21 protein-coding genes are annotated in these 26924 nt (G+C 53.2%); 9 read left to right on the top strand and 12 right to left on the bottom strand.

Features of this window, described 5'->3' with window-relative positions:
• The first annotated feature begins 149 nt into the window (after positions 1–149).
• The 9 genes from ACF8D4_RS16980 (at position 150) to ACF8D4_RS16940 (ending at position 8148) form a co-directional block, all read left to right on the top strand.
• Positions 150–668, top strand: a complete 519-nt coding sequence (locus ACF8D4_RS16980) for an Hcp family type VI secretion system effector (protein ID WP_025009852.1) — start codon at positions 150–152, stop codon at positions 666–668.
• Positions 669–824: 156 nt separating this feature from the next.
• Positions 825–2897: a type VI secretion system Vgr family protein gene (locus ACF8D4_RS16975; RefSeq protein WP_054744722.1), complete on the top strand. Its 2073-nt coding sequence runs from the start codon at positions 825–827 to the stop codon at positions 2895–2897.
• A gap of 4 nt (positions 2898–2901) precedes the next feature.
• Entirely contained in the window at positions 2902–3429 is a 528-nt protein-coding gene (locus ACF8D4_RS16970) for a DUF4123 domain-containing protein (protein ID WP_345843897.1), read from the top strand.
• Between the two features lies 1 nt (position 3430).
• The gene (locus tag ACF8D4_RS16965) at positions 3431–3721 is read left to right on the top strand and encodes a PAAR domain-containing protein (RefSeq protein WP_025012114.1); all 291 of its coding nucleotides are present in this window, start codon (positions 3431–3433) and stop codon (positions 3719–3721) included.
• 10 nt (positions 3722–3731) lie between these two features.
• On the top strand, positions 3732–4088 hold the full coding sequence (locus ACF8D4_RS16960; protein ID WP_096141319.1) for a hypothetical protein: 357 nt from the start codon (positions 3732–3734) through the stop codon (positions 4086–4088).
• Positions 4078–5877, top strand: a complete 1800-nt coding sequence (locus tag ACF8D4_RS16955) for a hypothetical protein (protein ID WP_392465444.1) — start codon at positions 4078–4080, stop codon at positions 5875–5877. Before ACF8D4_RS16960 ends, ACF8D4_RS16955 begins: the two co-directional genes overlap by 11 nt.
• Positions 5878–5879: 2 nt before the next feature.
• Positions 5880–6995 carry a hypothetical protein gene (locus tag ACF8D4_RS16950; protein WP_096141317.1) on the top strand — a complete coding sequence of 372 codons (1116 nt, stop codon included), beginning with the start codon at positions 5880–5882 and terminating at the stop codon, positions 6993–6995.
• Positions 6996–7134: 139 nt separating this feature from the next.
• Positions 7135–7851 carry a hypothetical protein gene (locus ACF8D4_RS16945; RefSeq protein WP_392468881.1) on the top strand — a complete coding sequence of 239 codons (717 nt, stop codon included), beginning with the start codon at positions 7135–7137 and terminating at the stop codon, positions 7849–7851.
• A gap of 6 nt (positions 7852–7857) precedes the next feature.
• Positions 7858–8148 carry a hypothetical protein gene (locus ACF8D4_RS16940; RefSeq protein WP_392468880.1) on the top strand — a complete coding sequence of 97 codons (291 nt, stop codon included), beginning with the start codon at positions 7858–7860 and terminating at the stop codon, positions 8146–8148.
• Between the two features lie 4 nt (positions 8149–8152).
• On the opposite strand, the gene panP is transcribed toward ACF8D4_RS16940, so the two are convergent.
• The 12 genes from panP to ACF8D4_RS16880 all read right to left on the bottom strand — a co-directional run bounded on the left by panP (position 8153) and on the right by ACF8D4_RS16880 (position 26858).
• Positions 8153–9799 (bottom strand): pyridoxal-dependent aspartate 1-decarboxylase PanP, encoded by a 1647-nt coding sequence (gene panP / locus ACF8D4_RS16935; RefSeq protein WP_392468877.1) that lies wholly within the window; start codon positions 9797–9799, stop codon positions 8153–8155.
• Positions 9800–9939: 140 nt separating this feature from the next.
• On the bottom strand, positions 9940–11103 hold the full coding sequence (locus tag ACF8D4_RS16930; RefSeq protein ID WP_392468875.1) for a glycerate kinase: 1164 nt from the start codon (positions 11101–11103) through the stop codon (positions 9940–9942).
• A 54-nt stretch (positions 11104–11157) separates the two neighbouring features.
• A complete protein-coding gene (locus ACF8D4_RS16925) occupies positions 11158–12516 on the bottom strand; it encodes a GntP family permease (protein ID WP_392468873.1) in 1359 nt (452 codons plus the stop codon).
• Positions 12517–12671: 155 nt separating this feature from the next.
• Complete coding sequence (locus ACF8D4_RS16920) at positions 12672–13820, bottom strand: sugar diacid recognition domain-containing protein (RefSeq protein ID WP_039033869.1); 1149 nt, start codon at positions 13818–13820, stop codon at positions 12672–12674.
• Positions 13821–14036: 216 nt separating this feature from the next.
• Complete coding sequence (locus ACF8D4_RS16915) at positions 14037–14657, bottom strand: uracil-DNA glycosylase family protein (RefSeq protein ID WP_392468870.1); 621 nt, start codon at positions 14655–14657, stop codon at positions 14037–14039.
• Between the two features lie 64 nt (positions 14658–14721).
• Entirely contained in the window at positions 14722–15300 is a 579-nt protein-coding gene (locus tag ACF8D4_RS16910) for a hypothetical protein (protein WP_392468869.1), read from the bottom strand.
• A gap of 200 nt (positions 15301–15500) precedes the next feature.
• Positions 15501–16589, bottom strand: a complete 1089-nt coding sequence (locus ACF8D4_RS16905; protein ID WP_025886743.1) for a M35 family metallo-endopeptidase — start codon at positions 16587–16589, stop codon at positions 15501–15503.
• Positions 16590–16778: 189 nt separating this feature from the next.
• The gene (locus ACF8D4_RS16900; protein WP_044734224.1) at positions 16779–18866 is read right to left on the bottom strand and encodes an MtrB/PioB family decaheme-associated outer membrane protein; all 2088 of its coding nucleotides are present in this window, start codon (positions 18864–18866) and stop codon (positions 16779–16781) included.
• A gap of 12 nt (positions 18867–18878) precedes the next feature.
• Positions 18879–19868, bottom strand: coding sequence for a DmsE family decaheme c-type cytochrome (locus ACF8D4_RS16895; RefSeq protein WP_093983290.1), 990 nt, complete (start codon positions 19866–19868; stop codon positions 18879–18881).
• Positions 19869–19935: 67 nt separating this feature from the next.
• Positions 19936–21918: an OmcA/MtrC family decaheme c-type cytochrome gene (locus tag ACF8D4_RS16890; protein ID WP_208128226.1), complete on the bottom strand. Its 1983-nt coding sequence runs from the start codon at positions 21916–21918 to the stop codon at positions 19936–19938.
• A 309-nt stretch (positions 21919–22227) separates the two neighbouring features.
• Positions 22228–24369, bottom strand: coding sequence for an OmcA/MtrC family decaheme c-type cytochrome (locus ACF8D4_RS16885; RefSeq protein ID WP_392465430.1), 2142 nt, complete (start codon positions 24367–24369; stop codon positions 22228–22230).
• Positions 24370–24671: 302 nt separating this feature from the next.
• Positions 24672–26858 carry an OmcA/MtrC family decaheme c-type cytochrome gene (locus tag ACF8D4_RS16880; RefSeq protein ID WP_167714832.1) on the bottom strand — a complete coding sequence of 729 codons (2187 nt, stop codon included), beginning with the start codon at positions 26856–26858 and terminating at the stop codon, positions 24672–24674.
• Positions 26859–26924: the final 66 nt, after the last annotated feature.

Below are 26924 nucleotides of genomic sequence, written 5' to 3'. Positions count from 1 at the left end.
TTTTTGCTCAAGTTCGGGCAATTTTTTGCCCAGCCAATTAGGCTGTTTTTTAAACAGTAACGAAATCAATTGATTAAATTTTGGCACGAAGGTTGCCTTAGCTAGGTAGGTTAATCCAAACCTCAGTGAATTTTAAAAAGGAATTTATCATGCCAACACCATGTTATATCTCTATCGAAGGCCAAACTCAGGGCAACCTCACTGCCGGCGCCTTTACTGCGGAATCCGTCGGTGACATCTTTGTGGAAGGCCATGAAGACGAGATGCTGGTTCAGGAGTTCAACCACATTGTGACTGTGCCAACCGACCCTCAGTCCGGCATGCCTTCCGGTCAGCGTGTGCACAAACCGTTCAAGTTCACCGTCGCGCTGAACAAAGCTGTTCCCTTGATGTACAACTCACTATCTTCCGGTGAGAAACTGACCAAGGTTGAGCTCAAGTGGTACCGCACTTCAATCGAAGGTAAGCAAGAGCACTTCTTCACGACCAAGCTGGAAGGCGCCACTATCATAGATATCAACTGCAATATGCCTCACTGCCAGGATCCCAATAAGGCTGACTTTACTCAGCTGGTTGAAGTGTCCATGGCTTATCGCAAGATAGACTGGGATCACGTCAGCGCCGGAACCTCTGGTGCCGACGATTGGCGCAAGCCCATCGAAGCATAATTCATTCAGCAACTGTTTTTCTAAGAGGTGTTCCGGCTGATAGCCGGGCGCCTCTTGTTATCTGATGTAAAGGTTTTGCAAATAGGTTTTCGATGACATTAAGAGAGTGATTCTATCGGATTAGAGTCAGGACGAACTCGAACAAGGATACCGGCTATGTTTTATCTTGGCAGTGGTTTGCGGTTTCATTTCAAGGCAGAAGCGGAGGCGGACGATAGTTTCAACCTGCTGTCGTTTGATTTTGATGAGCAGTTGTCCTCGCCCTTCAAGGGAGAGTTGATATTACTGAGCCGCAGGGATGATATTACTGCCGAGCAGATAGTCGATAAGAATGGCGTCTTGAGTATTTGGCAGGACGGTGTTCGAGTCAGGAGTTTTCACGGCATAGTCAGTCGCTTTGCCAAGGAAGACTCAGGCCATAAACAGACCCAATACAAACTGACCATGGAACCTGCCATGGCGCGGCTGCGGCTGAGACAAAACAGCCGTATCTTTCAGGAAAAGTCCCTCAAACAGATTTTCAGCACCCTGCTTGATGAAATGGGTATCAGTGATTATGCCTTCAGTTGGGATGCACGCTACGAGTCGGAAAAACGCGAATACTGTGTTCAGTATCGGGAGTCGGACTTTGACTTTATCACCCGTCTTGCGGCTGAGGCCGGGGTGTTCTGGTATTTCGAATTCAGTGATGACAAACATACGCTGATTTTCTGTGATGCCACCAGCAAGCTGCCAGCGGCCAAACAACTATTCCCCTATAACGCCTTGAGCGGCGGCGACAGCGAAGTGCCTTTTGTCTGCAGCTTCAGTTACGCCAAGCAACTGGCGAGTGCCAAGGCCGAACTCAAGGATTACAGCTTCAAAAAGCCCGCTTATAGCTTTTTACAGGATGATATTGCCAATCAGCTCGACTTCCAGCAAGCGGGATCTGAAGTGCTTTATGAGCACTATGATTATCCTGGGCGTTACAAGGATGACGCCCAGGGAGAGCTTTTCACCCGCGCCAGATTGCAGGCGTTACGGAATGAAACCCAAATGGCATCGGCAATGTCCGATATTGCTGATGCCGGCGCCGGTATCAAGTTCAACTTGGGCGAACATCCAGATGCGGCGTTTAACCGTGATTGGTTGCTTGTGGGGGTAAAACACTGCGGAATACAGGGCGCAGCGGCAGAGGAGGGGAACAGTAGCACCCCGACTCAGTATCAAAACCAGTTATTGGCAATTGAAGGGCACCTTCCCTGGTTACCGCTTCCGGCCACCAAACCCTTGGTGACAGGGCCACACATGGCTATTGTCGTCGGGCCAGATAATGAAGAGATCTTTTGTGATGAATTTGGCCGGGTCAAGGTGCAGTTTCCCTGGGACAGATATGGCCGGGCCGATGAGCACAGCAGCTGTTGGGTTCGTGTCAGCCAGGGGTGGGCCGGTGGTCAGTACGGTTTTATGGCGGTTCCACGCATTGGTCATGAGGTCATAGTCTCTTTTCTTGAAGGCGATCCGGACCAACCTATCATTACCGGTCGCACATACCATGCTGCCAATCCTGTGCCCTATGTATTGCCGACCAACAAAACCAAAACCGTGCTCAAGACCCAAACCCACAAGGGGCCGGGATTCAATGAGTTGAGTTTTGAAGATGCCGCCGAAAATCAACTCATCTATTTGCATGCCCAGAAAGACCATAAGCTGGAAATCAACCACGACCAGCACTATCAGGTGGGTAACGATAGAGAAAAGCACATAGGACGGGATCAGCGCCTGAACGTGGGGCAGGATGAGTTTCTGGAAATAGGTCGAGATCAGCAGGCATTGATTGGTCAGGATCAAAAGCTGGAAGTGACCAGAGACAGGCAAACCCTGATCAAGCGTCATTATCGCCTCGAAGTCATGGATCGTCGTCACGAGTACTCCAGAGCCAATCACGATTTGGAAGTGGGCGGCCATTACACCCAGAAGGTTGAGGGAAAGGTGTTATTGGAAGCCGGTGAAAGTGTACTGGTGCACACCAAGTCGCTCACCCTCAATGGCTCGGAGAAAGTCACTATTCAGGGGCCAGGAGGCAAGATACTCATAGATTCCGGCGGGATCACTCTCGAAGCTCCCAATATCAAGCTCAAGGGGCCAGTGGCTGTAACAACCGGGGCCAAGCCTCAATTGGCGACGCTGAAGAGTGCCGCAGAAGAGGGCAACCCGATAGTCGATCTTTGTCCCGATTGCGGAGAATAACAGTATGACTATGGTGAAAGAAAATAGTCTCAAGGCGTTTGGGCCCAACTACTTGGTCTTGGATGCAGCGCTATGCCCCGAGCCCTTGTGGTTTGCCAAAGGGGCCGGAGCCGAGTGTCATAGCCTGTTTGATTACCGGGATCAGGCATTGGTGGATAACGGCCCTTGGTTACTCCATCTTGCGGGACAGGATGAGCTGATAAAACTGATGCTGGAGAAAGACACCCATGGTCACAGCGCGCTGTGGTGCAAGAGTGAGCTAGCCCTGCAGCCACTGAAAGAAGCACTGGGGCAAAGGTTGTATGCCGTCAAGCCTGATGGTGAAACTACTCGTTTTCGTTTCTACGACCCCAGGGTCTTACATCACTATTTAACCGAAGAAACGCAGGCCAGAAGGGATGCATTTCTTGAGCCTTTGGGGTCAGTGCTCTATGCATCGCTTAACCCCTTTCGTTTCAATAACCATTGGCTGAATTGGCAAAGGGAGCCGGACGGATACGGCTGCCAGGCGATATCGATTAAGGAGGATTAATATGGGGACTCCGGTTGCTTTGAAAGGACATCAACATATTTGCCCTATGTTCAGCGGCAATACCCCTCATGTTGGTGGACCGATAAACCAGGGAGAAAGTGCTCTGACGGTCAACGGTATTCCTGTGGCCTTAACCGGGCACAAGTGTGACTGCCAGGTTGGCGGGCCAGATACCCTGGTTCAGGGACATCCGAGTTTGACCGTCAATGGCATCGCCGTGGTATTGCAGGGTGCGTCCACGGCCCATGGCGGCAAAGTCATTCAGGGAGATGCTGCCTTGACAGTGTCTTAAGGAGAAGCGAATGAGCTGGGAACTGAGTCAGGAAATCATGGATGCGATGCCAAACTGGCAAAGGCGAAACCAGATCCATGCCCTCGCACGTCACCTGTTATCACTGGAAAGTCCACCAACAGATGGGCAGGCATGCTATGACTGGCTCGAGCAGCAAGTCAGTCAGGCTTATCAATATGGATTCACCGAGCTGGGCCATCTGCGCTTGGTTGCCGAGGCCTTGTTTTTGGCACAAGTGTCACTCGATGACCCGGAAGTGAGTGCCATAGTGACCAAGACCGGCTTGCCTTCAGGACGAGCGGCTATCTTGTTGCAGTGGGCCAAGGAACAGCAATCTTCTACCATGGAGTCTGGTTATGAGCTGTAACGCTGATTGTAAATGCCGCAAGGGTATTGTGGCGCTGGTGTTCGTCCCCGGTATTATGGGCACCCGCTTGATGAACAAAAAGAGTGGCGACTCAGTATGGGATCCTGCTGCCGGGGGAAAGTTCAGTGGTCCCAGCAGTACCGCCATGGAGCTGAAGGCCGAACGTGAAGCCGAGCTCGCCGCGGCGCAGGCGGACGATGATGATGGTTTCTTTGAGGGGATAGGTAAATGGTTTAATCGAAAGTGGATAGGGATAAAGGAAAAGGGCCGCGGAATAGCGGAAACCGGCCGTAAGTACCGAACCAAAGCCGCCGCCTGGCCTCGGATCAAAGATTTGATTTTTGCCGGTCCGGTACAGCGTAAAGCATTGTTGGTTAATGGTAAAACTAAAAAGAAAGGGGATCCGATAATCGATCGGGATGATCATTTATTGGTGGAAGACCCAGGCACCGATAAGTATTTCAGGGTCTATACTTCAGTACCCAAGTCGCAGATGGAACTCAAAAAGCGTCGGGGTTGGGGCGAGGTGTTATGGGACAGTTACGGCCCGCTGCTTCGATATCTTGAGTCGAAGGAGCCGTTATTTAAACGCCTGTATCCCGGGCTGCAATTCCCGGTATTTACCGTAGGCTATAACTGGATGCGCAGCAATGAATACGCCGGGAAGCGACTCAAGGATAAACTTGAGGAATTCAGGACACAGCTACTCAAGGAAGATAAAGAAGGCGATAACCTGGGGCTGACCAAGGACGATATTAAGTTTGTGGTCATCAGTCACTCCATGGGCGGATACGCCTCCCGCGCCGGCTTTATCTTAAGCGGCCTGGAATCTCAAGTCGAAGCGGTTATCCATGGCGCGATGCCAACCCACGGCAGCCCCTCCACTTATTTTCAGTTTCGCTGCGGCGCCGTCGGCCACGGTGCTTTGGGGCAGGTCGTCAAAATGGTGCTGGGCAAGAACGCCGCCGATACCACGGCAATACTGGGCTTTTGTCAGGGCGGGCTGGAACTGATGCCCAATAAGCTCTACGTGGATGCGGCCAATAAGGGGGAGTGGCTGTTTGTCAATAAGGATCCGGCGAAACAGCCGGACAAACGGGAACTGTTGCAGATAGGCTATGGCAGTGGCATTTATGATTTCTATCGCCGTTTCGATACCTGGTATAGCCTGGTGCAGCCTCCCTTGTTGGCACCTGAGCTGGCCAATCCAGCCGATGAGCAGCTTGAAAAACATAAAAATGCATTTTTGAATCGAATTACCAAATGTGAAACCTTTCACGATAAATTGGCGGCCAATTTTCACAAGACTACCACACTGCTCTACAGCAATAACCCGGACACCAAGGCGTTTGATACCTGTGAGTGGCAGCTGCAGAACGGCTTGACCCCGGGGCTGGAGACGGCGGCGGTGGAGCGCTGGCAAGTCATAGGCGATGAAAACCATGGCTGGCTCTCTGTCAAGGGCGAGGTCAAACTGCTGAGTAGTAGTGAGCTGGCCGAGCATGAACGCAAGTTAAAGAGCTGGATGGAACAGAACCGCTATGGTCATCAATATGCCCACATGCCGCCTAGGGCTCAAAGTACCAGCTTCAGGTTGGGTAGCGAGACGGCCAAGGGTGATGGTACCGTGCATGAAGGCGCGGGCAAGTACCCCAAAGGGGTGCAGACTATCGGCTTGGTGGCGACCCAGGATCACCAGGGGTTTTACAATTGCCCCGATGTCAGGGAGCTGATGGTCGGTGTGCTTCAGTCTTGGCTGCCGGATATTCACCAGAAATTCAAGGGGTAGATATGGCAGAAGGTTATCGCAAGAGGATTAAACGCGGGCTGCTCGGCAGTCTGGCATTAGTTTGTTTTTGGCAGGGAGAGGCTGTGATGGCGCAAGCGGAAAAAATACAGGAAGGGCCGGCGAGTATGGTGTTTACCAAACACTGCGTGGGACGTTTTGAGTTTGAGTTACCCCAAGAGATGCAACTGCTCACCTCGGGTTATGGTCAGCCGCAGTTCTCTATCGATATCTACCATCAGGATGATAAGTCGGAAAAGCAAGGAGTGATAACCGGTGAGCATAGGCTTGATCAATGGCTGGAGTATGTGGAGGAGTTGCGCCTAAAAGATGCTGAGCTTCATCCAACCAAGTATGTTATCAAAGATTTGGAGCCGGATTTGAAAACAGTAGTGTTTTACACAGATTATCGAAGATATGGTCCAGATAAAAAACACTACTTTGCCAGCTTCTTTTTCAAGGATTTTCCGGAGCAACAGTTGGGACTCAGCATTGATGGCCGTGCTAATGAGTTCATTGCCCGAGATGCCCCCAATGTGGATGAGATATTGCAGCAGCGGCTGCAATGGATGCGTCAGGCGATAGAGAAGATTGAATATCAGCCCTGGCCGCATAAACAGGCGGGTGTCTGTTTGCAAAGAAATATCTTGATCGCCAATCTTCAGCCACCGATTACCCCTTCAGGGCCTTATCCAACGAGCGCGTATAAGGAGGGCTCTTATCACGAAAACTATCAGGCGGAGTTTTTTAACGGAAAAGATTCACTGTTTGAGATCATCGTGAACGTGTATGGCAAAGGCGAGGAAAAGGGCTTGAAAGAGGAACTGAGCCGCTACAGCGGGATGATGGCCTTTTTCGCCAGCAGCAAGACCAAGGTGGCCGGGCGGGAAGGGCGGCTGTTTATCAGTGATGGCAAATACTCGGATACCCAGCGGGAGTTCACCTGGGTCAGCACCGACAGCAAAATCAACAGTGTCCGTTATGCCCATATGGAGATCAGCGGCAAGATAGAGATCAAGGACTTTCCTGCAATGGCGCCCTTGAATGCCACCGATATGATAGTAGGGCTGCTCAAAAGCGTGCGGGTTAGGGAAAACGGCATGGTCGGGGTGAAGGACTAACGCGAGGAGTGAAAGGAAGGAACCGTTGATAAGAAGATGCTTAAGTTTACTGCGGCGAAAGCTGTGGCCCTGTTGCCTGGTTTGTACAGGTTTTCCCCTTTTGACGTACGCCGAGGAGATACCGCCTGGGCCGGCCGGCATGGTGTTTACCAAACACTGTGTGGGCCGTTTTGAGTTTGAGTTACCCCAAGAGATGCAACTGCTCACCTCGGGTTATGGTCAGCCGCAGTTTTTTATCAACATCTATCATCAGAACAATACCGACCGCAAGAAAGGGGTGATAACCGGTGAGCATAGGCTTGAGCAATGGCTGGCTTACGTGGAGGAGTTGCGTAGTAAGGAAACGACAAAATACTATCCAACCAAATACGTTATAAAAGAACTGGAACCTGAGCTGAAGACGGTTGTTTACTACAAAGACAGAAGAAGGCTAATGCAAGAACCGGACGCAGAACATTACTTTGCAGCTTTTTTCTTTAAGGATTTTCCGGAGCAACAGATAGGCATCAGCATTGATGGCCGCGCTAATGAGTTTATAGCCCGTAACGCCCCCAATGTGGATGAGATATTGCAGCAGCGGCTGCAATGGATGCGTCAGGCGATAGAGAAGATTGAATATCAGCCCTGGCCGCATAAACAGGCGGGCGTCTGTTTGCAAAGAAATATCCTGATCGCCAATTCCCAGCCACCGATTACCCCTTCAGGGCCTTATCCAACGAGCGCGTATAAGGAAGGCTCTTATCACGAAAACTATGGGGCGGAGTTTTTTAACGGAAAGGATTCACTGTTTGAGATCATCGTGAACGTGTATGGCAAAGATCAGGGCAAGGCGCTGAAAGAGGAGCTCAGCCGCTAAAGCGGCATGATGGCCTTTTTCGCCAGCAGCAAGACCAAGGTGGCCGGGCGGGAAGGGCGGCTGTTTATCAGTGATGGTAAATACTCGGATACCCAGCGGGAGTTTACCTGGGTCAGCACCGACAGCAAAATCAACAGTGTCCGTTACGCCCATATGGAGATCAGCGGCAAGATAGAGATCAAGGACTTTCCGCAGATGGCGCCCTTGAATGCCACAGATATGATAGTAGGGCTGCTCAAAAGCGTGTGGGTGCGGGAAAACGGCATGCAGGGCGTAACTCAGCAACGCCCTCAATAAATGTTTAGTTGCAGGCTTGCTTTAGCACCTGCAGTAGCCCGGTTTCAGAAGCTGCCAGCTCAGTTTGTTCGTTTAATACATCTGCCAGTATGGTGTCTGTGGTCAGCGGGTTGGCCAGTACCACCCGGAATACAGTCACGGTTTCTCTGTGATAACGGGCGGGTTGGATCCGGGTGCGGGACACAAAAGACTTGCCTTGTTCACGTTGTTTCTTCTGAATGGCACGAGTGAGGTCATCAAGAATGCCATTGATCTCTTTGACCTTTTCAAGATTACCCTGTGCCAATTGCCGGTTCAGAGCGGTTTGTGCCCAAGAGGGGCACCAACGGTAGGTGAGCAGACACAACTCGGGCGCACTCACCAGTTCAAATTCGCTGTGTTGCTCAATCAAGCCGGCAAAGAAGCGGGCCTTTTCCAGCGAATTATTGATCAGTATTTCATAGCCTTTCTTGCCGATTATCTGCATGCAGGCATGCACCAGCATGGCCATTCCGGGGCGGGAACCTTCCAGAGTCTGGCTGCCCAAATCCTTGGAACCTTTACGCAAAATATATTCGGCATGATGCACTATCGCCCGCGCCAGTTCAGGCTGTTTGAACAGCACCATACCGGCCCCCATAGGGACATACATCTGTTTATGGGCATCTATGGTCACTGAGTCTGCCATTTCTATCCCTTTTAGCAGATGGCGATATTTGCTGGATAACAAGCTGGCTCCGCCCCAGGCGGCATCAACATGAAAGTGGCAATTGAGCTCGGTTGCCAACTCGGCCAGCTCAGGCAGAGGGTCTATGTTACCGGTTTCTGTGGTGCCGGCAACGCCGATAATCGCCATGACTCGGATGCCCTGCCTGGCCAGCTTGGTGGCCGCCTCGCGCATGGCGTCGACATCGACCTTATTGTTGGCATCGGTCGCGATTGAAACTATGTTATCCCGGCCAATGCCCAACAGATCGGCGGCTTTGCCCAGGGAGTAATGACCGCGCTCGGACACCAGTATCGCCAGGCCTTTCCAACCGTAGTGGCAGAGCGCCGCGCCTAAGCCTTCGCGGTTGATACCGCGAAATTGGCCGTCAGCCTTGAGCAGTTGGTTGCGGGCAATCCATAGGGCGGTGATATTGGCTACAGTGCCACCGGAGCAGAAGGCTCCCAGAGCATGATTGGCGCTGTGCATCCACTGGTGATAGAAGTCGGTGGTTTCACCATAAATGAGGTGATGCATCATCCCCAGCACCTGCCGCTCCAAGGGAGTGAAGGCCTTGGAGGTTTCGATTTTGACCAGATTCTGATTCAGGCCCACCATCATTTTCGACAAGGGCAACACGAAGTAGGGCAGCGCCGATGTCATATGGCCGATAAAGCTGGGGGCGGCGGTGTGTACTGAATGCGCCACCAAATTCTGCATCATCTCTTCTGTGTAGTCAGAAACAAATCTGGGTTGACGCGGGATTTCAAAGGCCTGGAAATCTTTTTCGATTTCACTCAGGGGCTTTTCCAGCGCGGCGATATTCTGGGTCAGGAAACCGGCGAGATCTTGAGACAATGCCTGTTCTATGCGGCTCAGGGTCGATTCCGGTGCTTCGGGCACGGTAAAGATACGCATCAGAGAGTTTTCTGAGGCGGTGGCCTGGCGTTGCTTGCTGGCGGTCATTGGGCTTTGGTCTCACACTGTATCTGCCTGTGTCTGCACAGGTCTTGAAATGGCAGCTCACTTTACTGCAAGGATTGCGGTCAGACAAGTTGAAACTGAAACGAAAAAGCGGCGGGCCACAGAGGTTGACCCGCGAAAAATCAATTGGCGTTATTCAGTTGCAGAGCCAGCAGAGCGGCGATATTGCTTGAGGTGCGCTGCAGATTGGCTCTGGCTTCGGCCAGCGCCTTGGGCAAGTCGCAGGCCGAGGGAATGATATCAAAAATGGCGCTCATTCCCTGCTCCAACACCAGCTCTGAGCCCGCTCCCAGACAGCCGGCAATACCAATCACGGGAATGTTGCGCGCCTTTGCCAGGCGCAAAACTCCCATGGGCGTCTTGCCATAGATGGTTTGTCCATCTATGCGTCCCTCGCCGGTGATAACCAGTGCTGCGCCTTCGAGTTTGGCATCCAGCCCCACAGCCTGCATGACTATGTCGATACCGGGGCGCAGCTCGGCGTCCAGAAATGCCATCACCCCAAGTCCCATGCCACCGGCGGCGCCGGCACCAGTTTGCAGGCGCTTATCTTCAAAGCCGCTCTGAACCAGAATATCGGCAAAGTGGCCGAGGGCGGCGTCAAGCTCGGCGACCATTTCCTCTGTGGCTCCCTTTTGCGGCCCGAATACCGCCGAAGCGCCGCGCTCGCCGCATAAAGGGTTGTCCACATCACAGGCCACTTCAAAATGGCAGTCAGCGAGCGCCGGATGCAGTTGGCTGCAATCCAGTGTTGCCAGGGCCGCAAGCGCCGCCCCGCCCGGGCTTATTTCCAGCCCGTCACTATCCAATAGTTTGGCGCCCAGCGCCTTGGCCATACCGGCGCCGCCATCATTGGTGGCACTGCCGCCAAGGCCGATGATGAAGTGGCGAATGCCACGTTCCATGGCATCGACAATCAACTCGCCGGTGCCGTAACTGGTGGTGAGCCTTGGATTGCGAAGCGCCGGGCTGACATGATGCAGCCCGGAGGCGGCCGCCATTTCGATAACTGCAGTTCGGGCGCCACTGGTGCCACCCTCTGTACCCAGAATGCCGTAATGGGCCTTCACAGCTTGTCCGAGTGGGCCACAGACTTCAAGCTCGACCAGGTGACCATTGGTCGCATCGACCATAGATTGCACTGTGCCTTCGCCGCCGTCGGCCACCGGCACTTTGAGGTACTCGGCATCCGGCAGCCTGTGTTTAAAGCCCGCTTCAATTTCATTGGCCACTTCGAGGGCGCTCAGGCTTTCCTTGAAGGAATCCGGTGCTATCACTATTTTCATCTGATTTCCTGTACAACGGGCTGCCGGTGAAACCGGCAGCAGCAAGGGAAGAGTTTAGAGCAGAACCAGGCTAAGCAGCCAGACGAAGATGATGGCGGTGATCCCCTGAATTAGGGTCGCCATAGTCTGAGCCCGATATGCCTGGGCTACGCTCATACGGCTGAACTGAGTGACTACCCAGAAGAAGCTGTCGTTGGCGTGGGACACTGTCATGGCTCCGGCGCCTATGGCCATGACGGTCAGCACCCGGCCCATTTCGCTGCCAAGGCCGATATCACCCAACATGGGGGCCACCAGCGCCGAAGTGGCTACCAGCGCCACTGTGGAGGAGCCTTGAGCCGACTTCAGTGCCGCCGCCACCAGGAAGGGCATAAAGATACCTATACCCAGAGCTGACAGTGAAGTACCGATAAAGTCACCGATAGGCGTGGCTTTAATCACAGCGCCAAAAGCGCCGCCGGCACCGGTAATCAGCAGTATGGGGGCGGCAACAGCCAAGCCCTGTGAGATACGATCGGAAAACTCTTTGACCTTGTTGTCGCCCTTGAGCAGCAAGAGTGACAGCCCCAGGCCTATCATCAAGGCATTGAGCGGTTGGCCGAGGAAATGGAACAGGTTGAACAACATGCCTTCACCCATGGGTTTGGAGGGGAAGGCGGCGATAGAGCCAAGACAGATCAGCAAAATAGGAACAAAAATAGGTGAGAACGCCGCCAAGGGGCTTGGCAGCTTGCCATAAGCAGCCTTGAGTGTTTCAAATTCTTCGGCAGAAGCCTTGAGCTCTTCGGCGCCTTCGCCATCCGGCTCGGTGTTCATAAAGCGGTTGGCCCAGAGCAAACCGGCGAAGGCGGCAACGGCAGAAACCAGGATACCGACGGCAATCACCAGCCCCAGACTGGCTTCCAGTTGCAGGTTACCGGCGGCGGCAATCGGGCCGGGAGTTGGCGGCACAAAGGTGTGGGTAGCATAGAGGCCGGTGGCCAGGGCAACGCTCATGGCAACGCTGGAAACCTGCATTCTGTTGGCCAGAGACTGTTTCAGGCTGTTGAGGATCACAAAGCCCGAGTCACAAAACACCGGGATGGAAACGATATAACCTATGATGGACATGGTCAGGGTCGGGAAACGCTGTCCGAGCACCTTGATGACCACATCGGTCATGGTGATGGCCGCGCCGCTCTTTTCCAGCACCGTGCCTATGATAGTTCCCAGGACTATCACCAGCCCTATGTAACCAAGAATACCTCCAAAACCACCACTGATGGTTTTGGCGATTTCCCCGGCGGGCAGGCCGAATCCGAAGGCGGCGATAAATGACGCCAGCAACAGCGTCAAAAAGGGGTGTAGTTTAAATGTTGAGGTGGCGATAACAATAAAGATGATCACCGCCAATAGTACTAGTACCAGGCTCATAAGTGTCCCTTATTGGGTCGTTATTTGTGTAGGGTTGGGGCGCCGGCGCAAAGGCGGGCTGGCGATTATTATCCCAGTTGCCGCGCCGTGATGGCTTTAGGGGAAAATACGGAATTCCCCCCTGAAAGAGGGGAGTTTTTTGTGCGTATGCACAATTATTTGTGTTCCAGGCGACTGAGGACTTCCCCCAGGTAGAGTTGCAGTAATCCATCCAGGCTTTGCAACTCTATGCCGGTGATTTCACTGATACGCTCCAGGCGGTATCTCAGGGTATTACGATGGATAAACAGGGCCTTGGCACATTGTTGCTGGTCGCCGAAGTGTTGCAGATAGGCACTCAGTGTACGCAGCAACAGGCCCTTTTTGTCATGCTGTTGCAGTTTGCGAAAAGGCGCAGCCAGTTCCTGACCGCGCCAGCTATTAACCAGCCCGGACAACAATACCGCCAGCGCGTGATCCTGATAGAGGTATTTGGTCTTTTCCGGCGCGCGTTTCTTTCCCAATCTCAGGGTTTCCAGCGCGGTTTGATATGAGCGCCGAATACCGCCTTCACCGGGAAAGAAATGCCCCAGCGCGATTTTGAGCCGGCCCTGGGTGTCGGCCGGCAAACGGGCAAGCAATTTCTCGATTCGCAGATCCTCAAGCGCCGGATCCCAGCTGCGACCATCGAGAAAGGCGGGTTTGAGGATCACCAACTGATCCATGGCGGTCATGGCCACCAGGTTGTCCCTTTGGGGATACTCGAGTAAGCGCTGGATCTCCTTGAGATCTGTGGCCTTGCTTTCGCCTTTGGCGAGTTCTATCACGGCGGCAACTCTGGGTTTTTGCAGATCTATCTGCAGCTGGGCGGCCCAGGCACAAAAATCGCTTTCGCTATAGCTGTCACGTTTCAGCAGTTGCAGAATAAACTCTTCCCGCTGGCGTTTATGCCAGAGATCCAGCTCGAGGGAGTTGGCTTGCTCGACCATCATTTCGGCGGTCATTTTCAACAACTCGCCATAGTGCAGCAGCTCCGCCGGATTACCGGTAATGCCGACAACGCCGATTATCTTGCCGTGGTAGTGCAGCGGCAGGTTGATCCCGGGTTTGACGCCGTGCAGGCTGTGGCGACTGCCTTCATCTATCACTACAGTGCGGTTTTGGGCTATGGCCAGAAGGGCGCCTTCATGGACACTGTTGAGTCGCTGCTTGTCGCCAGAGCCGAGGATCACCCCTTGACTGTTCATCACATTGATATTATGGTCGATGATGTTCATGGTGCGATCCACTATTTGCTGCGCGGTCGCGGCGTCGAGAAAATACATGCGAGCCTCTAGGGTCTGTTGACCTTTCATGGTTGAATTTTGCTCGTACTAGACGCGTTTTAATCGCGACGCAAGGTATGCAGCCTAGGGGCCCAGGTAAATACCTTGCAACAAAAAGTAAAGCGCGTCTAGCCGAGCCCTTTGAGTAGCATTTGTCGTTGTTTGGTATAAAAAACGACAAAAGCTGCAAAAACCATCTTCAAGGGTCAACAGACCCTAATGTGCCAATAACTCGGCGACTCTCTGCCTGAGCCTGGGTAACAGGTTTTGCTCAAATTCCGGGTGCTGTTTAAACCAGAGGCGATTACGCGGACTCGGGTGAGGCAGCACCAGTTTTGTCGGCCACAGCGAGTCAGCTTCTGCAACGGCGGTGCTGACGGACGCCTTGGCCAGCGGACTGCCATTAAGGTGCCAGGCCATGGCGTATTTGCCGAGGATCAGTGTCAGCTCAATATTGGGCTGGGCGGCAAAAAGCCTTGGGTGCCAGGTGGCTGAGCATTCTGGCCGCGGCGGCATATCACCCTGTTTGCGCCCCTGTTTTTCAACCGTTCCCGGATAGCAAAATCCCATGGGAATGACGGCAAACAGCCTGGGGTCATAAAACTGCTCTCGGCTCACCCCCAGCCACTGCCTTAGTCGGTCGCCGCTGGCATCGTCAAAGGGCAGGCCACGCTCATGGGTTATTCTGCCAGGCGCTTGTCCCGCGATTAAAATCCTGGCGTCAGGGTGGGCCTGCAGTATCGGCTTGGGCAGCAATGGCAGTTTATCCCGGCACAGGGTGCAGGCTCGCACCTCATCGAGTAGCGGAAAATCACTGGGCAGAGCGGCAGTTTTCATTATATTTCCTGGTTTTTGATGTATATCAGACCCTACTTAGGCTTCGAAAACTAGGCTCCGAAAACTAGGCTCCGAAAAAATGTTGCCAGGCCTGAAAGCCTTCATACAATGTCAGCCCCAGCGCCGCCAGCAGCAACACTATCCGGCAGAGCTTAAAGCCGTTTTCTTTACAATGCTGCCAATCAGGAGCACTCCAGGCGATGAGCATTGCCGGGATCGTCAGTGGCCAGATGATATTGGCCAGCAGCAACAATAAGGCGGAGGTTGCCAGCAAGCGCCAACCGGCCTGAGGCCCGGCGACCTTGGCCGAGTTTTTCAGTTGCAGTGGCAACAACGCCAGCGCCACGGCTATCAACACCAGGCCGAAGTTCATACTGAGATCGGCAATAGAAGCATGATCCCAGAATACAAGTAACAGAGTAATTAGTGGAATGGGCAAGGCCCAATAGATATGGCTGCGGACAAACCCAGGGCGGCTATATTGGCCGTTGAAGTAAAAAACCAGCTGCAGTAGCAGGTTAACCAAAGTAAAACCACCCAGCACCAGTATGGTAAACACCCCGGCCATTAAACCGTCGGGTTGTGCGGCCATGGCCGATAGCGGAAAAAGGGCGACCAAGGCACAAGGATATTTCAACTTCATCAATAGATTCTCATCATAAAGGCTGCGCCTTACATTGGCTTAAAGGCGAAAGGCTTGCAAGTTCTTGATGGCCGTTATGGGATGGCTCTGAGACTATGAGGAAAAAAGGGGCAGTTCCGTCCGCCCAAGCTCACAAGGTAACAGGGAGGTGGGCCGGGGGAGCCGGCCCACGAAAGGTAAACTAATCTGCTGTAGCTTCCTTAGTTTTGAAAGGGGGTGTTTTCAGCAAAGTATTCGTGGCTGTCGGCATTTTGAATCGCCTGGGCAGGATTACTCAGTGCCAGCGATTTGGCGCCACTTTGGCCGTAGACAATGTCATCGGTTCCCGCAACCACATTGAAGTGACTCATTTCATGGACTATGGTGCCGCCCTTGGAGTCGGTGCCCGATACCGGTGCGCTCCAGAAGGCGTTACACATGTAGATCTTGTAGGGTTGAGTCGGGTAAACGTAGGCGTAATAGCTCTTCTTACAGCTGCAATCGAAGGTGAGTGGCTGATTGTTCAAGGCCGAGTCTATGGCACTGAAGTTACTGCTGACGCTATTCCAGCGGCTGCTGTTGTAACTGCCAAACCAGGTGGCATAACGCACCGAGCTTGAGGGGTTGTTGTTGCTCGCGAGGTATTGCTTGCTGTCGGCTGCCATGGCGCGGGCGGCGTCCAGCCCCGCCAGAATATCGCTCTGTTGGGAATTGCTGCAACGGCCGGTAAAGCTGATACCGTCGGGTGCTGTACCGCCATCGCCACTGCCGGGTTTACCCTTGTTGGCGCCGGACTTGAATTCACGGCCTTCCACATAGAAGCTGACCGGATCTGAATGTATCCCTTCTATCCCTAAGCGGGCCAGCTTCTTTTGTTGGCCCGGGTTGGGGGAGAAGAGTTGCAACGAACTGACATCATAGCTTATCTCGTAGTTGCCGCTGCTGCTCATGTCGTAAAGTGAGGACAACTCTACCTGATAGGACACACTCTCACCGGATTTGAGCTTGATATAGTCCTGTTTGCCGGGAGCCGGGCGTTTGAAATGGGCGCCCAGATAGTGACGGTCAAGGCCATCGGCATTGACTTTGAACAGGGATTCTTCCACTCCATCAGCGGCTGTGTACCACTTGAGCAGTTTTACCGGCTGGTTGGCGTCATTGGTCAGGGTCACAGTGACCAACACGTTATCACTGGCCTTATAGCTCTGCTGGCTCATCTCCAGGCTGGCACGAATGCCATCGGCCAGCACGCTGGTACTGGAAAGGGCCGCGAGCAAGGCTATTCCTTGTAGTGTATGAGTGATTCTCATGCCTTTGTCCTCAGGTCATATAGTCTTAATTGTTATGTTTGTTACAAAAATGTAACGTTTTGCAGTGTAAGCTGCAAAAAGGGCCGCTGGCAAGAGGAATTTTACCGAATGCTTGTTGGTTTGAGGTGAAGGCGGGAAGAGATAAAAAAAGCCCGCGAAAAGCGGGCTTTTGGGAGCTAAGAGCGAGAATTACAGACGGTAGTTGACGCTCAACATGATCAGGTGAGCCGTGTAGTCATGGCTGTTGTCACCAAAGCTGACCAGGTTCCAGATACCATCCGGGGCGATATCGTTACCTGCGTCATTGTCCTCGTATTTCTCCATCTTGTAGTCAAGACGCAGCGCCATTTTCTCAGTAGCCTGATACTGGGCATAGAGGTTGACGTTGTGCACTTTGGCGTAGTAATCGCCATAGTCGCCTGTGATGCCTTGGCGTACCTGAGTGCTGGAATCCGAGTCAGAGTAGGTGTAATCCAGCCCCAGACGCAGTTTCTTCTCCAGCAGGTTGTCGTAGGCCAAACCGGCACCTATGACGTCCACCTTGTCTTCCACGGTTCCTGTCCAGGTGACAGTGCTGAAGTTGCTGCTGCCGGCCTGATCTGAGTCTATGGTCTGATGGTTGTAGAAGGCGCTCAGGCTGAGATCGTCTGTCAGCAAATAGCTGATGCTGGCGTCATAGCTGAGGTCTTTGGATTCTGTCAAACCGATAACCGTGTTGTTGTAGTCATCCAGCGCATAGCGGGCACCGAAATCCAGGGTCAGGGTGTCGATAGGGCTGTGAGTCACCCTGGCTTCAACCTGAGTGCGCTTGCGGTCGGCCAGATTGTACTTGCGCAGCAATTTGTTGGACTCGGAAGAGGTCCATTCAGATGCTTCGTACTCTGAGCCATCGCGCTTGCCATAGCTGCCCTTGATCCACATATTCCAGTGTTCAAAGCTGTTGAGACTGAAACGGGCCCAAACGCTGTTCTCGTCGGTGATTTCCCTGTCCTGATAGCTGCGTTCATCACGACGGTAGTCATAACCTGCGTCCAACTTCATGCCGTTGGCAATCCGGTAATCCATGGCCAACTTGGCCTTGTGACTGGTGTTGTCATAAGGGGTGTTGTAGGCCACACGACCACTGACGTTATTGATACTGATCTGGGTCCATTCCTGGATCTGGGTTTGGTTGTCCCTGTCGTAGTAATCATAACTGCCGCTGATCCGCAGATTGCGGGTGGCGCGTTTGACCGCCTTGAGGTTCATCCCGAGGATATCGACTTTGCCATCCAGGGATTCCTGCGGCAATTGATAGCCGTAACCCGAGGTGATAAAGGCCTCATCCTGGGTCATCTGTCCGGCGAACAAACGGCCGCTGACCACGGCGCCTTTCTGGGCAAATTGGCCGCTCAAGGTCACAGTGTGAGACTCGTTATCCGGATCCAGGCTCATATAGCCCACTCTTTGGGCACCAAAGGTTGGGTTGAAGGCGTTGTCGAATCTCAAGGTCTGGATATCATTCTTGAAGAATGAACCATTGTAGTTGAGTGCGGTAAACCAGTTGTCACCCTTGAGTTTAATCCCTGCCTCGACGGTATCTGTGGTGTAGTCCACAGGCTCGGCCAGCATCATTGACTGGTTGAAGAAGCTGCCGGACGCAGTTTTCAGGCCGGTTTTTTCTTCGCGCATATAGGTGACATAGGTGCTCCACAGCTCTTCACCCTGATATTCAAGACCCAGGCCTGTGCGCTTGCGCTTGAGCGACAGCTCCAGGGGGCTCAGGCTGTCATACAGCATGGGCATCTCGTTGCTGCCACCGGCTGTCTGCCAGTTGGCCGGCAGTGTCAGGTTGCCGCTGCCAATTCCCAGATAAGGACTCATGGCAGAGTCAGTTTTATAGGTGTGGATCTGACGGTAGTTCAGGTTGATATTGTACTGTCCGAGTTTACCGGCATTGATATCGACCCGGCCGTTTTCCATACCCAGGTTATCGGCTTCGATACTGGCTCGATAGCCGTTTTCACCGCGATAGTTCAGGTCGGCGTCCACCTTGCCGGCAAAGTCATCTTCGGCGGCAAAGGCGTTGGCAGAACGGATATCGTCAGAGTCGTTATAACCAACTCCGGCGCCAATAGTGCCCGACACACCGGTTTCACTGACGCAACCCTTACAGCTCCAGGCCGAAAACTTGACCTTTTCGGTATTGGCATTGGCCAGGTCATAACCGTCGGCGGCCATCGCCAGACTGGCAGGAGCCAGCAGAGCCAGGGTGATCAAATTAAGTTTGAATTTCATCTTCCCGCCTCCTTAGCGTTGGAACAACTTGCCGGATGGATGGTTTGAACCATGGATCTGGCTGTGACAGTTCAGACAGCTGCGACCACCGGTAAAGGCGTTGTCGTTGACCTGAGAACCCATGCCTGTGTTACCCAGATAGGCACGGCTGGCGTGGCCGTCGCTGGCGTGACACTGTTGACACAGTTGCGGAGCGCGGGTCTTAAGCATGCCATCGTTGACACTGCCGTGGGGATTGTGGCAAGTGACACAATTCTCAGTGACGGGTGCATGCTCCCAGAGTTTTGGGCCGCGCTTCTCCGCATGGCAGCTGTAACAAGTGTCATTGACTGACGCCTTGTTCAGATCGGCATCGGTCGTGCTGCCGTGAGGGTTGTGACAGTCGCTGCACACCATCTGTGCCCACTTCAGCGGGTGGCTGGAACGCTTGTTCATGTCAGCCTTTTGCTTGGTGTGACAGCTGGTGCAGACTTCCATCTCAGTGTTCTTGGAGAGCACAGGGTCCTTGGCGGTATGTACGCTGTGACAAGAAGCACAGGCAACATCGGCGTTGTCGTGGTGACCGCCGTTCCAGGACATACGCTTGTCATCCTTGTGACAGGAGAGACAGACGCTGTTCTGCTTGTCGGCCGCCAGGGTAGAACCCTTACCGAAGGTAATCATGGGTTCGTTACCGCCACGGTTGTGTTTGCCCATGGGGCCGTGACAGGCTTCGCACTGAAGTCCGGCCATAGGGCTCTTGCTGGAGTCGATGGCGCCGTGAACCCCTTTGAACAGGTCCATGACTTTTTCTGACTTTTTGTGGCACATCAGACAGGAGTCGGCACCCTTGGGAGAGTAGCTGCCTTCGGCAAACTTTTGATCCAAGGTAGCTTCCACTTCTTCCGGGCTCATTTTGGCGTCCCACTTGGCGGCGTGCGCCGCATGGGTGACACCAAAAGATAACACTGCCGTCGCCAGAAGGGCGCTTAGCAGTGTTGGTATATTTTTGCTGATTCTCATATTAGGCATCCTTAATTTGTCCAAACCCTTGAAAGACGGGGGAGGGGACTCCCCCGGCCTGGGCAAATTACATCTTCACCTGAGTGTGATCTGCGGCGGTTGGCTTGTGGCAGTAGAAACAGGTTTCCAGCTGCGCAGCCTGGTTGGCAGCGGTGTACTCACCTTCTACCACAGCGCCGTAGGCTTCCAGTTGCTCCTTGGTGTGTACCATGTAGTCGCCACCGACAGTGTGACAAGAAGTACAGGTAGCAGTGATAGGCGTGGTGTACATGCCTGCTGAGGTTGCCAGAGCCCCCTTGTTCTTGAAGGCATCAAGATTCAGGTCGTTGTGACAGGCTGAACAGTTGCCACCGATCAGGCCGTGAGCCTTTTCAATGTGGGTCTTGTGCAGTTTCATCTCTAATGCGCCTTTGTTGGCACCGCTGGCGTAAGTACCATCTGGAGTATGGCAGGCCACACAACCATCAACACCGACGGTGAGCTTGCCGTTTACTTCGCGGCCCAGCTGCTCTGTCATCACAAAGCCGGCATGGTGGCCTTTGTGCAGTTCGAAGGTGTCGCTGTGACAGCCTTGACAGGTAGCGAAGTTCACTGAGTCGATATGACGGTGACTAGGTGCATCACCTGACTTGGTACCGAAGGCCAGTTGAGCTTTCATGCTGGTAGTGGCAACGCCATCGGCACAGGCGATGAGCTCGCTGCCTTGGTTGCACATTTCCAGACCGATAAAGCTGAAGGCGGTATCGGCATCACCGGCACCGAAAGGCAGGTCCTGAACGGTGAATTGCAGCTTGCCGTCAACCAGAGTCACGGCGTCCTGCAGCTGGCCGTCTTTAACCAGATCTTTGGCGACCTTGGCTTTACCGCTTCCTGGGCTGACGTTGTAGCCCATGACAGGGAAGTTAGGGCCCACGTTGGTGATGGTTTCCAGACGCTTGATCTTGGCCAGTTCGTTGTTGGCATCCAGCGCATTGCCGGCCTTGTCCAACAGGGTCACAGTCAGAGTCGCACTGTTGTCGGCGCTGCCGGTCAGTTCTGCGGTCAGACCGCGCTGAGCGATAACGGCACGTTTGTCACCGGTTACACCTGTGTGCAGCTCTTCTGTCCACTTGCTGTTGTGACAGGCGATACAGTTGGAGTTGTCGGTTTGTTGGCTGTGGCCCTGACCGGCAGCAAAATCTATGTTGCTGTGGCAGCTACCGCAACTTGCAGCTGTAGGTACTTTGGACCAGTTGCCCCAATCGGGCGTCAACTCGACATTGGTGTCGTTGTGACAGGATTGGCAGCTGTTAAGCGCATCCAGGCCCAGATCCTTGTGCTTGGTATGGATCATGGCGTTGAATTCATTGCCTGGTTTTACCTTGCCTGAGGTGTGGCAAGTGGCGCAATAGTTAACGTCTGAGTAGGCGCCGCCGTGTTTGACGTTGGCCAAATCACCGTGACAGGTATTACAGCTATCTGTACTCACCAGCTTACGGCTGTATGCCGCGGAGGCACCTGAGTCGGCACTGAAGTCGACGAAGGCGTTGCTGTTGGGGATCAGAGTGCCGTCAGGCAGCGGCGTATTGTAAGCGCGCAGCAGTACCCGCTGGGCCAACTCAGGGTTGAAGCTGATAGTGTCTTTACTCAGCTCATTCAAGGTCTTGCTGAAGGTGTAGCTGTAGCTACCGTTTTTGTGGTCAACGAAAGTACCTGCGCAGCTGCTGCTTACAGTGCAGTCTTCGTTGCCGAAATACTGCCACTGAGAGGCATTCCCGGCACCGGTTGCGCCTTCCGGCAGCAACTGAGCGGCGGCAAAGCGGAACTTCTGCAGGCCAACTACCGGCATATCGTCTTCGTTGGTCACGGTAAATTCAACCGTTGGGATACCGCCTTTGACAACAGCTTGCTCAAAGCTGAAATGCAGCTCTTTGATTTCACCTGCAGGCTCGCCGCCTGGGTTACCTGGATTACCATCGTTGCCATCATCGCCACCACAGCCACCTAAGGCCAGAGTAGCTGCACTGGCTGCCAGCAGCAGTGCGATTCTGGTTTTTTGTGCGTTCATCATCTTGTTCCCTGCAATAGTGGAAGTATCTGGTTTAGGGAGTGGCTGAGTCATCTCAACCAAATTGATTATGTAATTGGCCCTTAACCCGATACCGGAAATAGGATTTCCCTCGAAAAGGCTAACTCAAGCAGGGCCGAAAAGCTGCATGACTGGTGTTAATGTGTGACTTGGATCTTTCTATTTATAAAGAGGTATTTGAGCTGGTAAGGAAAACTTAATCTCGATCAAAAAAACGCTGTTTTTTAATTCGATTTTGGCAATTTGGCAGATAAAAAAAGAGAGGCCGAAGCCTCTCTTTAGGGTTAAATTTTAGTGGCTGAAGCCCCAGTTGGAGTGAGCTTCCAACAGCTGGGAATCAGTATGACAGGTAGAACAGGCTTCTTGGCCTTTCTGGGCGTCATAATCACTTGCAGCTACACCGTGGCCTGTACCTATCACACCACCATTGGTCACTATGTGGTTGATAGTGGTTTCACTCAGGCCGTATGGCGGCTGGTGACAGCTGGCGCAGGCGGCAGTCTGTGGTGATACCAGAGTCTGTTCTGTGCCATCTTCAGTCTTGCCGAAGGCAACCGGAGCGGCATCGGCGGCAATTTTCTTCAGTGAGAAGCCGTCTTTACCGTGACAGGTCTGACAGTCTGTCTTCTTGAAGAAGCCGCTGCCTGAGCTGTCATACAGGTAGTGCTTGGAGTGCACTATGTAAGCCAGGTTGGATGAGCCGTCACCCTTCTTGTCGCGGGTACCGTTGTGGCAGGAGGCACAACCGTCGATGTCGTTGGAGAAACGGTGCTTGATGGCAGTGGTGTGACACTGCTGACAAGCGGTCATTTCGGCATGTTGCACCCTTGGCGTCTTGTCGACTTTGCTGCCATCCACATTGAAGTAGGCTGTGTCAGATGGCACGTAAGGGCCGGAGTTAGGGATAACACCGTCTTCGACTGGCTTACAGTCGGCTACAGTGCCTTTGCCATCGAAGCAGACATGCAGCTGGCTGCTCAAGGCCACTTTAACCTCTGGCGTACCCATGACTTCGGCTACTTTGAAGTCGCCGTCGCTGAAGGTGACATCTATGCTGCCGTCGGCGCCTTCACTGAAGTGGTCGTAACCCACTTTCTGGTAGTTAACCAGGAAGTCGTCTTTAACCACACCGTTGAAGACGATGGCGCTGGTGAAACCGCCGTGTGAGTACGGGCTGGAGTCAATTTGCGCCAGTGTCACATTGGTGTCGCCGTGCTTGACAGTCATGTTGGCCTTAATGGTCTTGCTGGCCTCATCATAAGTCATGCTGTTGAAGGTAACGCTGGTCTTGGAAGACTGGGCACTGTCGTTGTTGCTGTAGTGGGCGCGTTCGGCACCACGGCCATGGCCATCAGGATCGCTGTGACAGGAGACACAGTTCAGTTTGTCTTCTTTAATCTGGTTGTTTTCTGCATCCCAGTGCCAGGAAGGTACGGCATACTGGCTGTTGTGGCAGCTCAGACAGGTTGCAGCATCCAGATCGGCTTTCCAGGCATCGGCCATAGCCAGGTTTTCATCTGGTTGGTGACAGGTCTGACAGTTGCTGGCTGATTGCGGGAAAATGCCGTTGTAGAAGGCATGGCTGTGCACTTCGTGGGCCATGGCCTTGATGGAACCATCAAATTTATGGCTGCCTATCACTTGGCCATTTTCGTCCTTGTCATCCTTCATGTAGCTGTTGTAGTCAGTGTGACAGAAAGTACAGCTTTCCAGAGTGACGTGTTTGCCGCCGTGCATGGCCAGTTCACCGGCATGACCGGGTCTGTGACAGCTTTGGCAGGTTTCATCGGCGATAACCGGCTTGGGCTTGGCCTGAGTGGTATCGGAAGAGGGCTGCCAGTAGAAGAAGCTGTTGTTAACCAGGTTAACGTTGGCCGCATTGGCTGTTTTGATGCCCAAGTAAATACCATTGACCATATCGGCCTTGTAGTCGTATTTACCCAGAGTATCTATGGCTTTGTTCAGTTTCAGTGTATAGGTGCCGTCCTGATTGTCGGTCAGACAGTCTTCGCAGTTTTTACCCTGGAAGTAGGAAGAACCCGTGTAGAAGCCGTCACCTTTGTCTTTGTTGAAGTAGCTCAGCCAGATCTCTCTCGCTTGGCCTTCTACATTGGTCAGGCCTTCAATCTCATCTTCGCTGCCGACACGGCCGAAGGAGACTGCACCTATGTCAGTGTTTTTCAAACCAAAGACGGCGGCGCCGTTGGCATCGGACAAGCTGAAGTTGATTGTCAGGAAGCCGTTGGTGTCTACAGATGCTGAATTAATCTTGGATTTCAGCGTGTTGACTTTGCTTATGGGTGTGCCGACAGGACCTGGCTTACCAGTCTCACCATCCTTACCGTCGCTGCCACAACCGGCCAGCATCAGAGACAGCAAACCGGCACCCAACATCGCTTTAGTCGCGGCATTGAAATTAAACCGTTTCATCATGATATTTCCCTGCAAGTGATTTTAATCATCACTAACCAGAGGTTAAATAAGAATAAATCTCATTAACCATGGAAAGTGTGTGGAATTATTTTTCCAAGGCTAAGGCTACCCAAGTGGTGGGGATTAAGCAGTCACTTTAGATGGGTTATGTGATTAAGATCCGACTATTTCTTTAGGGGTATGCGGCTAGATCAAAAAACGTTAATCCTGATCAAAAAAACGTGTTTTTTGAAAGAGTTTTTAACGAATTTTGCTGCATAAAAAAGGGAGGCACATGCCTCCCTTTGGTAGCAAAACGCAAGTTAATTGCCGTGTGCAGTCATCAGCTGAGCCGGGGTATGACAGGTGGCACAGGCCTCTTTGGCACGATTACGGACATCGGTCTCATCCATGCCATCCAGAATACCGCCGTTGGCTTGAATATGCGATTTGGCCGCATCGCTGAGGTACTGTTGGTGGCAGCTCAAGCAGGAGCCTGCATCTGAGGATACCCAGATATCCGCGCCGCTATTGCTGATGTCACCATAGCGCCAGACACGATCCGGTGAACGACCCAGAGTGATACCTGTGACGCTGCCGGAAGACTCGGCATGACAGGTGGCACAATCGGTTTTCAGCACAGTGCCGGACTTAAGGCCTGCATACTTGAGGAAGTGGCCTTCACGCTCGTGTGCCTTCCAGGCAAAGCTTGAGGGGATCTTGCCACCGGGATAATCGGCGTCATTGCGCAGTGTCTTATCCGGTGTATGGCAGGTCTGGCAGTTGACACCATTGTCATAGTGATGGATCTCCTTGCCATGACAACTTTGGCACTTGGTCGGATCTATGATGGCGCGGCGGGCCACGGCATCCATACCGCTGTCGACACCATTGTTACCCCAGACAAAGCGGTAGGGCTCCTGCTGGATAGCCACAGAGCGAACACCATCGGTTGCGCAGTCTGTCAATTGAATATCGGCAACACCATAACCGCCGTTATTGAAGCAGGCTTCCAGTGCCGACCAGATTTCAAAGCTCTTGCCATCCGGACTTGCAGGCATATCAAACGCCGGAGTCAGCGTATAGCTCTTGCTGGTGGTGTCAAAACTGCCTTCACTGAGACGAATACGGCGCTGGCTGTAGGAGGCTTCGTTATAGGCAGGGTAGTCCTTGTCTACATCCCAGCCGACTATCATACGGCTGCCCTGATCGATAAAGCTTTGATCCATGGCGTTACCGTCTTTATCCAGCACCTGCACTTTAAAGGTCATCTTGCCGGCGTTGCTGCTGACCTCCAACACCTTGACGCTCAGTTCGGCTGCCAGAGTGTAGGCTTGCATTACATCACCGTGGCGCTTGGCTGCGCTGCCGGTACCGTGATAGGTATTGTCCGTGTTGTGGCAAGCCATACAATCGGTGCTGGAGTGGTGGGATGAAGGCTTTTCCGTGTGGCAGGCGACACAGGCGGTATTGCTCTTCTCTGCCTTGAACAGGTCGGCATTGGCGGGAGCGCCACTGCCTTCCTGGTGACAGACGCTACAGTCTGAAGCTGGCTTACGAGGGAAGCCGACCACACCATAGTCGTGGACGCTGCCGCCATAACCGACAATCTTGTACGGCGCCGGCACTTCATTGCCGTCGGCATCATAGGTATGCCGTTCTGCGCCGCGGTGAATGGCGTGGATCAGATAGGTGAACTCCACACTGTTACCGGACTCAGGATCTCCTGAGGTCGCAGTATGGCAGGAGGCGCAGTTTTCCAGCGCTATTCGACGTCCGCCGTGCAGCTCCAGGCTGTCAGGTTGGTGACAGGTGTAACAGGCATCAATGGTGACCACATTGCGGGTCTGGATACCTTCTGTATTGCCGCTGGAGGGTTGCCAATCATAATGGGCATTGGCGGTAACCTGGGGGAGTTTCAGCTCCAGTGTGGCCCTTTGAGTGGCATCGGCATCATAAGCTATGGCCAGCGGCTCTGTGACTTCGGCAATATTGACCTGATAACTATAGCTATAGCTGCCGTCACCATTGTCCACCAGACAGGTTTCGCAGGCGCTGGCGGCTTCGACTCCGGCCTGATACTGAGGCGATGGACTGAGGTTATCCACCCCGTCGGGAACCGTTGTCGGTTGTTTGAGGCTATTGATATAGGCTTGCCATTGGAATCCCCAATCGGCTTCTCTGGCTTCCTCACCTTCACCTATGGTTTCGGTCACATGGGTCAGCTGAGCGATACCAAATCTGAGGTCATAATCTTTGTTCAGACCCAGCACAGCCACACCATTGGCATTGGTCAACATAAAGTCGACCGTGACCTTGCCTGCTTCGACTTTGGCGTCGGTAAACTTGACCTTGAGTGTGGGAGTGGCATCGATATTCACTCCGATCACGCCGTCCTTGCCGTCTTCGCCATCCTTGCCGTCACTGCCACATGCCATGAGCGTCAGCGACATCAGAGTGGCCAATGCCAGGCGGGTATGCCCTTTAACCAGTCTTGAGCTTTTCATCATTATTTCCCTGCATTGCTTTGATTGCACGACTGAGCCAGCTTTTGAAGACCGGCCCGTTCCTGTAAT

Origin of the sequence: Shewanella sp. YQ_9 (assembly GCF_043103185.1) — a bacterium.
Classification (GTDB): Bacteria; Pseudomonadota; Gammaproteobacteria; order Enterobacterales; family Shewanellaceae; genus Shewanella; species Shewanella algae.
This window is presented reverse-complemented; position numbering and strand designations above follow the sequence as displayed.

Coding starts and splice junctions, on each gene's coding strand:
- ACF8D4_RS16960 (WP_096141319.1), top strand. CDS start 3,732: ATGAGCTGGGAACTGAGTCAGGAAATCATGGATGCGATGCCAAACTGG.
- ACF8D4_RS16930 (WP_392468875.1), bottom strand. CDS start 11,103: ATGAAAATAGTGATAGCACCGGATTCCTTCAAGGAAAGCCTGAGCGCC.
- ACF8D4_RS16945 (WP_392468881.1), top strand. CDS start 7,135: ATGGTGTTTACCAAACACTGTGTGGGCCGTTTTGAGTTTGAGTTACCC.
- ACF8D4_RS16915 (WP_392468870.1), bottom strand. CDS start 14,657: ATGAAAACTGCCGCTCTGCCCAGTGATTTTCCGCTACTCGATGAGGTG.
- ACF8D4_RS16895 (WP_093983290.1), bottom strand. CDS start 19,868: ATGAGAATCAGCAAAAATATACCAACACTGCTAAGCGCCCTTCTGGCG.
- ACF8D4_RS16980 (WP_025009852.1), top strand. CDS start 150: ATGCCAACACCATGTTATATCTCTATCGAAGGCCAAACTCAGGGCAAC.
- ACF8D4_RS16900 (WP_044734224.1), bottom strand. CDS start 18,866: ATGAAATTCAAACTTAATTTGATCACCCTGGCTCTGCTGGCTCCTGCC.
- panP (WP_392468877.1), bottom strand. CDS start 9,799: ATGACCGCCAGCAAGCAACGCCAGGCCACCGCCTCAGAAAACTCTCTG.
- ACF8D4_RS16975 (WP_054744722.1), top strand. CDS start 825: ATGTTTTATCTTGGCAGTGGTTTGCGGTTTCATTTCAAGGCAGAAGCG.
- ACF8D4_RS16880 (WP_167714832.1), bottom strand. CDS start 26,858: ATGATGAAAAGCTCAAGACTGGTTAAAGGGCATACCCGCCTGGCATTG.
- ACF8D4_RS16910 (WP_392468869.1), bottom strand. CDS start 15,300: ATGAAGTTGAAATATCCTTGTGCCTTGGTCGCCCTTTTTCCGCTATCG.
- ACF8D4_RS16925 (WP_392468873.1), bottom strand. CDS start 12,516: ATGAGCCTGGTACTAGTACTATTGGCGGTGATCATCTTTATTGTTATC.
- ACF8D4_RS16905 (WP_025886743.1), bottom strand. CDS start 16,589: ATGAGAATCACTCATACACTACAAGGAATAGCCTTGCTCGCGGCCCTT.
- ACF8D4_RS16965 (WP_025012114.1), top strand. CDS start 3,431: ATGGGGACTCCGGTTGCTTTGAAAGGACATCAACATATTTGCCCTATG.
- ACF8D4_RS16920 (WP_039033869.1), bottom strand. CDS start 13,820: ATGTATTTTCTCGACGCCGCGACCGCGCAGCAAATAGTGGATCGCACC.
- ACF8D4_RS16885 (WP_392465430.1), bottom strand. CDS start 24,369: ATGATGAAACGGTTTAATTTCAATGCCGCGACTAAAGCGATGTTGGGT.
- ACF8D4_RS16940 (WP_392468880.1), top strand. CDS start 7,858: ATGATGGCCTTTTTCGCCAGCAGCAAGACCAAGGTGGCCGGGCGGGAA.
- ACF8D4_RS16955 (WP_392465444.1), top strand. CDS start 4,078: ATGAGCTGTAACGCTGATTGTAAATGCCGCAAGGGTATTGTGGCGCTG.
- ACF8D4_RS16970 (WP_345843897.1), top strand. CDS start 2,902: ATGACTATGGTGAAAGAAAATAGTCTCAAGGCGTTTGGGCCCAACTAC.
- ACF8D4_RS16890 (WP_208128226.1), bottom strand. CDS start 21,918: ATGATGAACGCACAAAAAACCAGAATCGCACTGCTGCTGGCAGCCAGT.
- ACF8D4_RS16950 (WP_096141317.1), top strand. CDS start 5,880: ATGGCAGAAGGTTATCGCAAGAGGATTAAACGCGGGCTGCTCGGCAGT.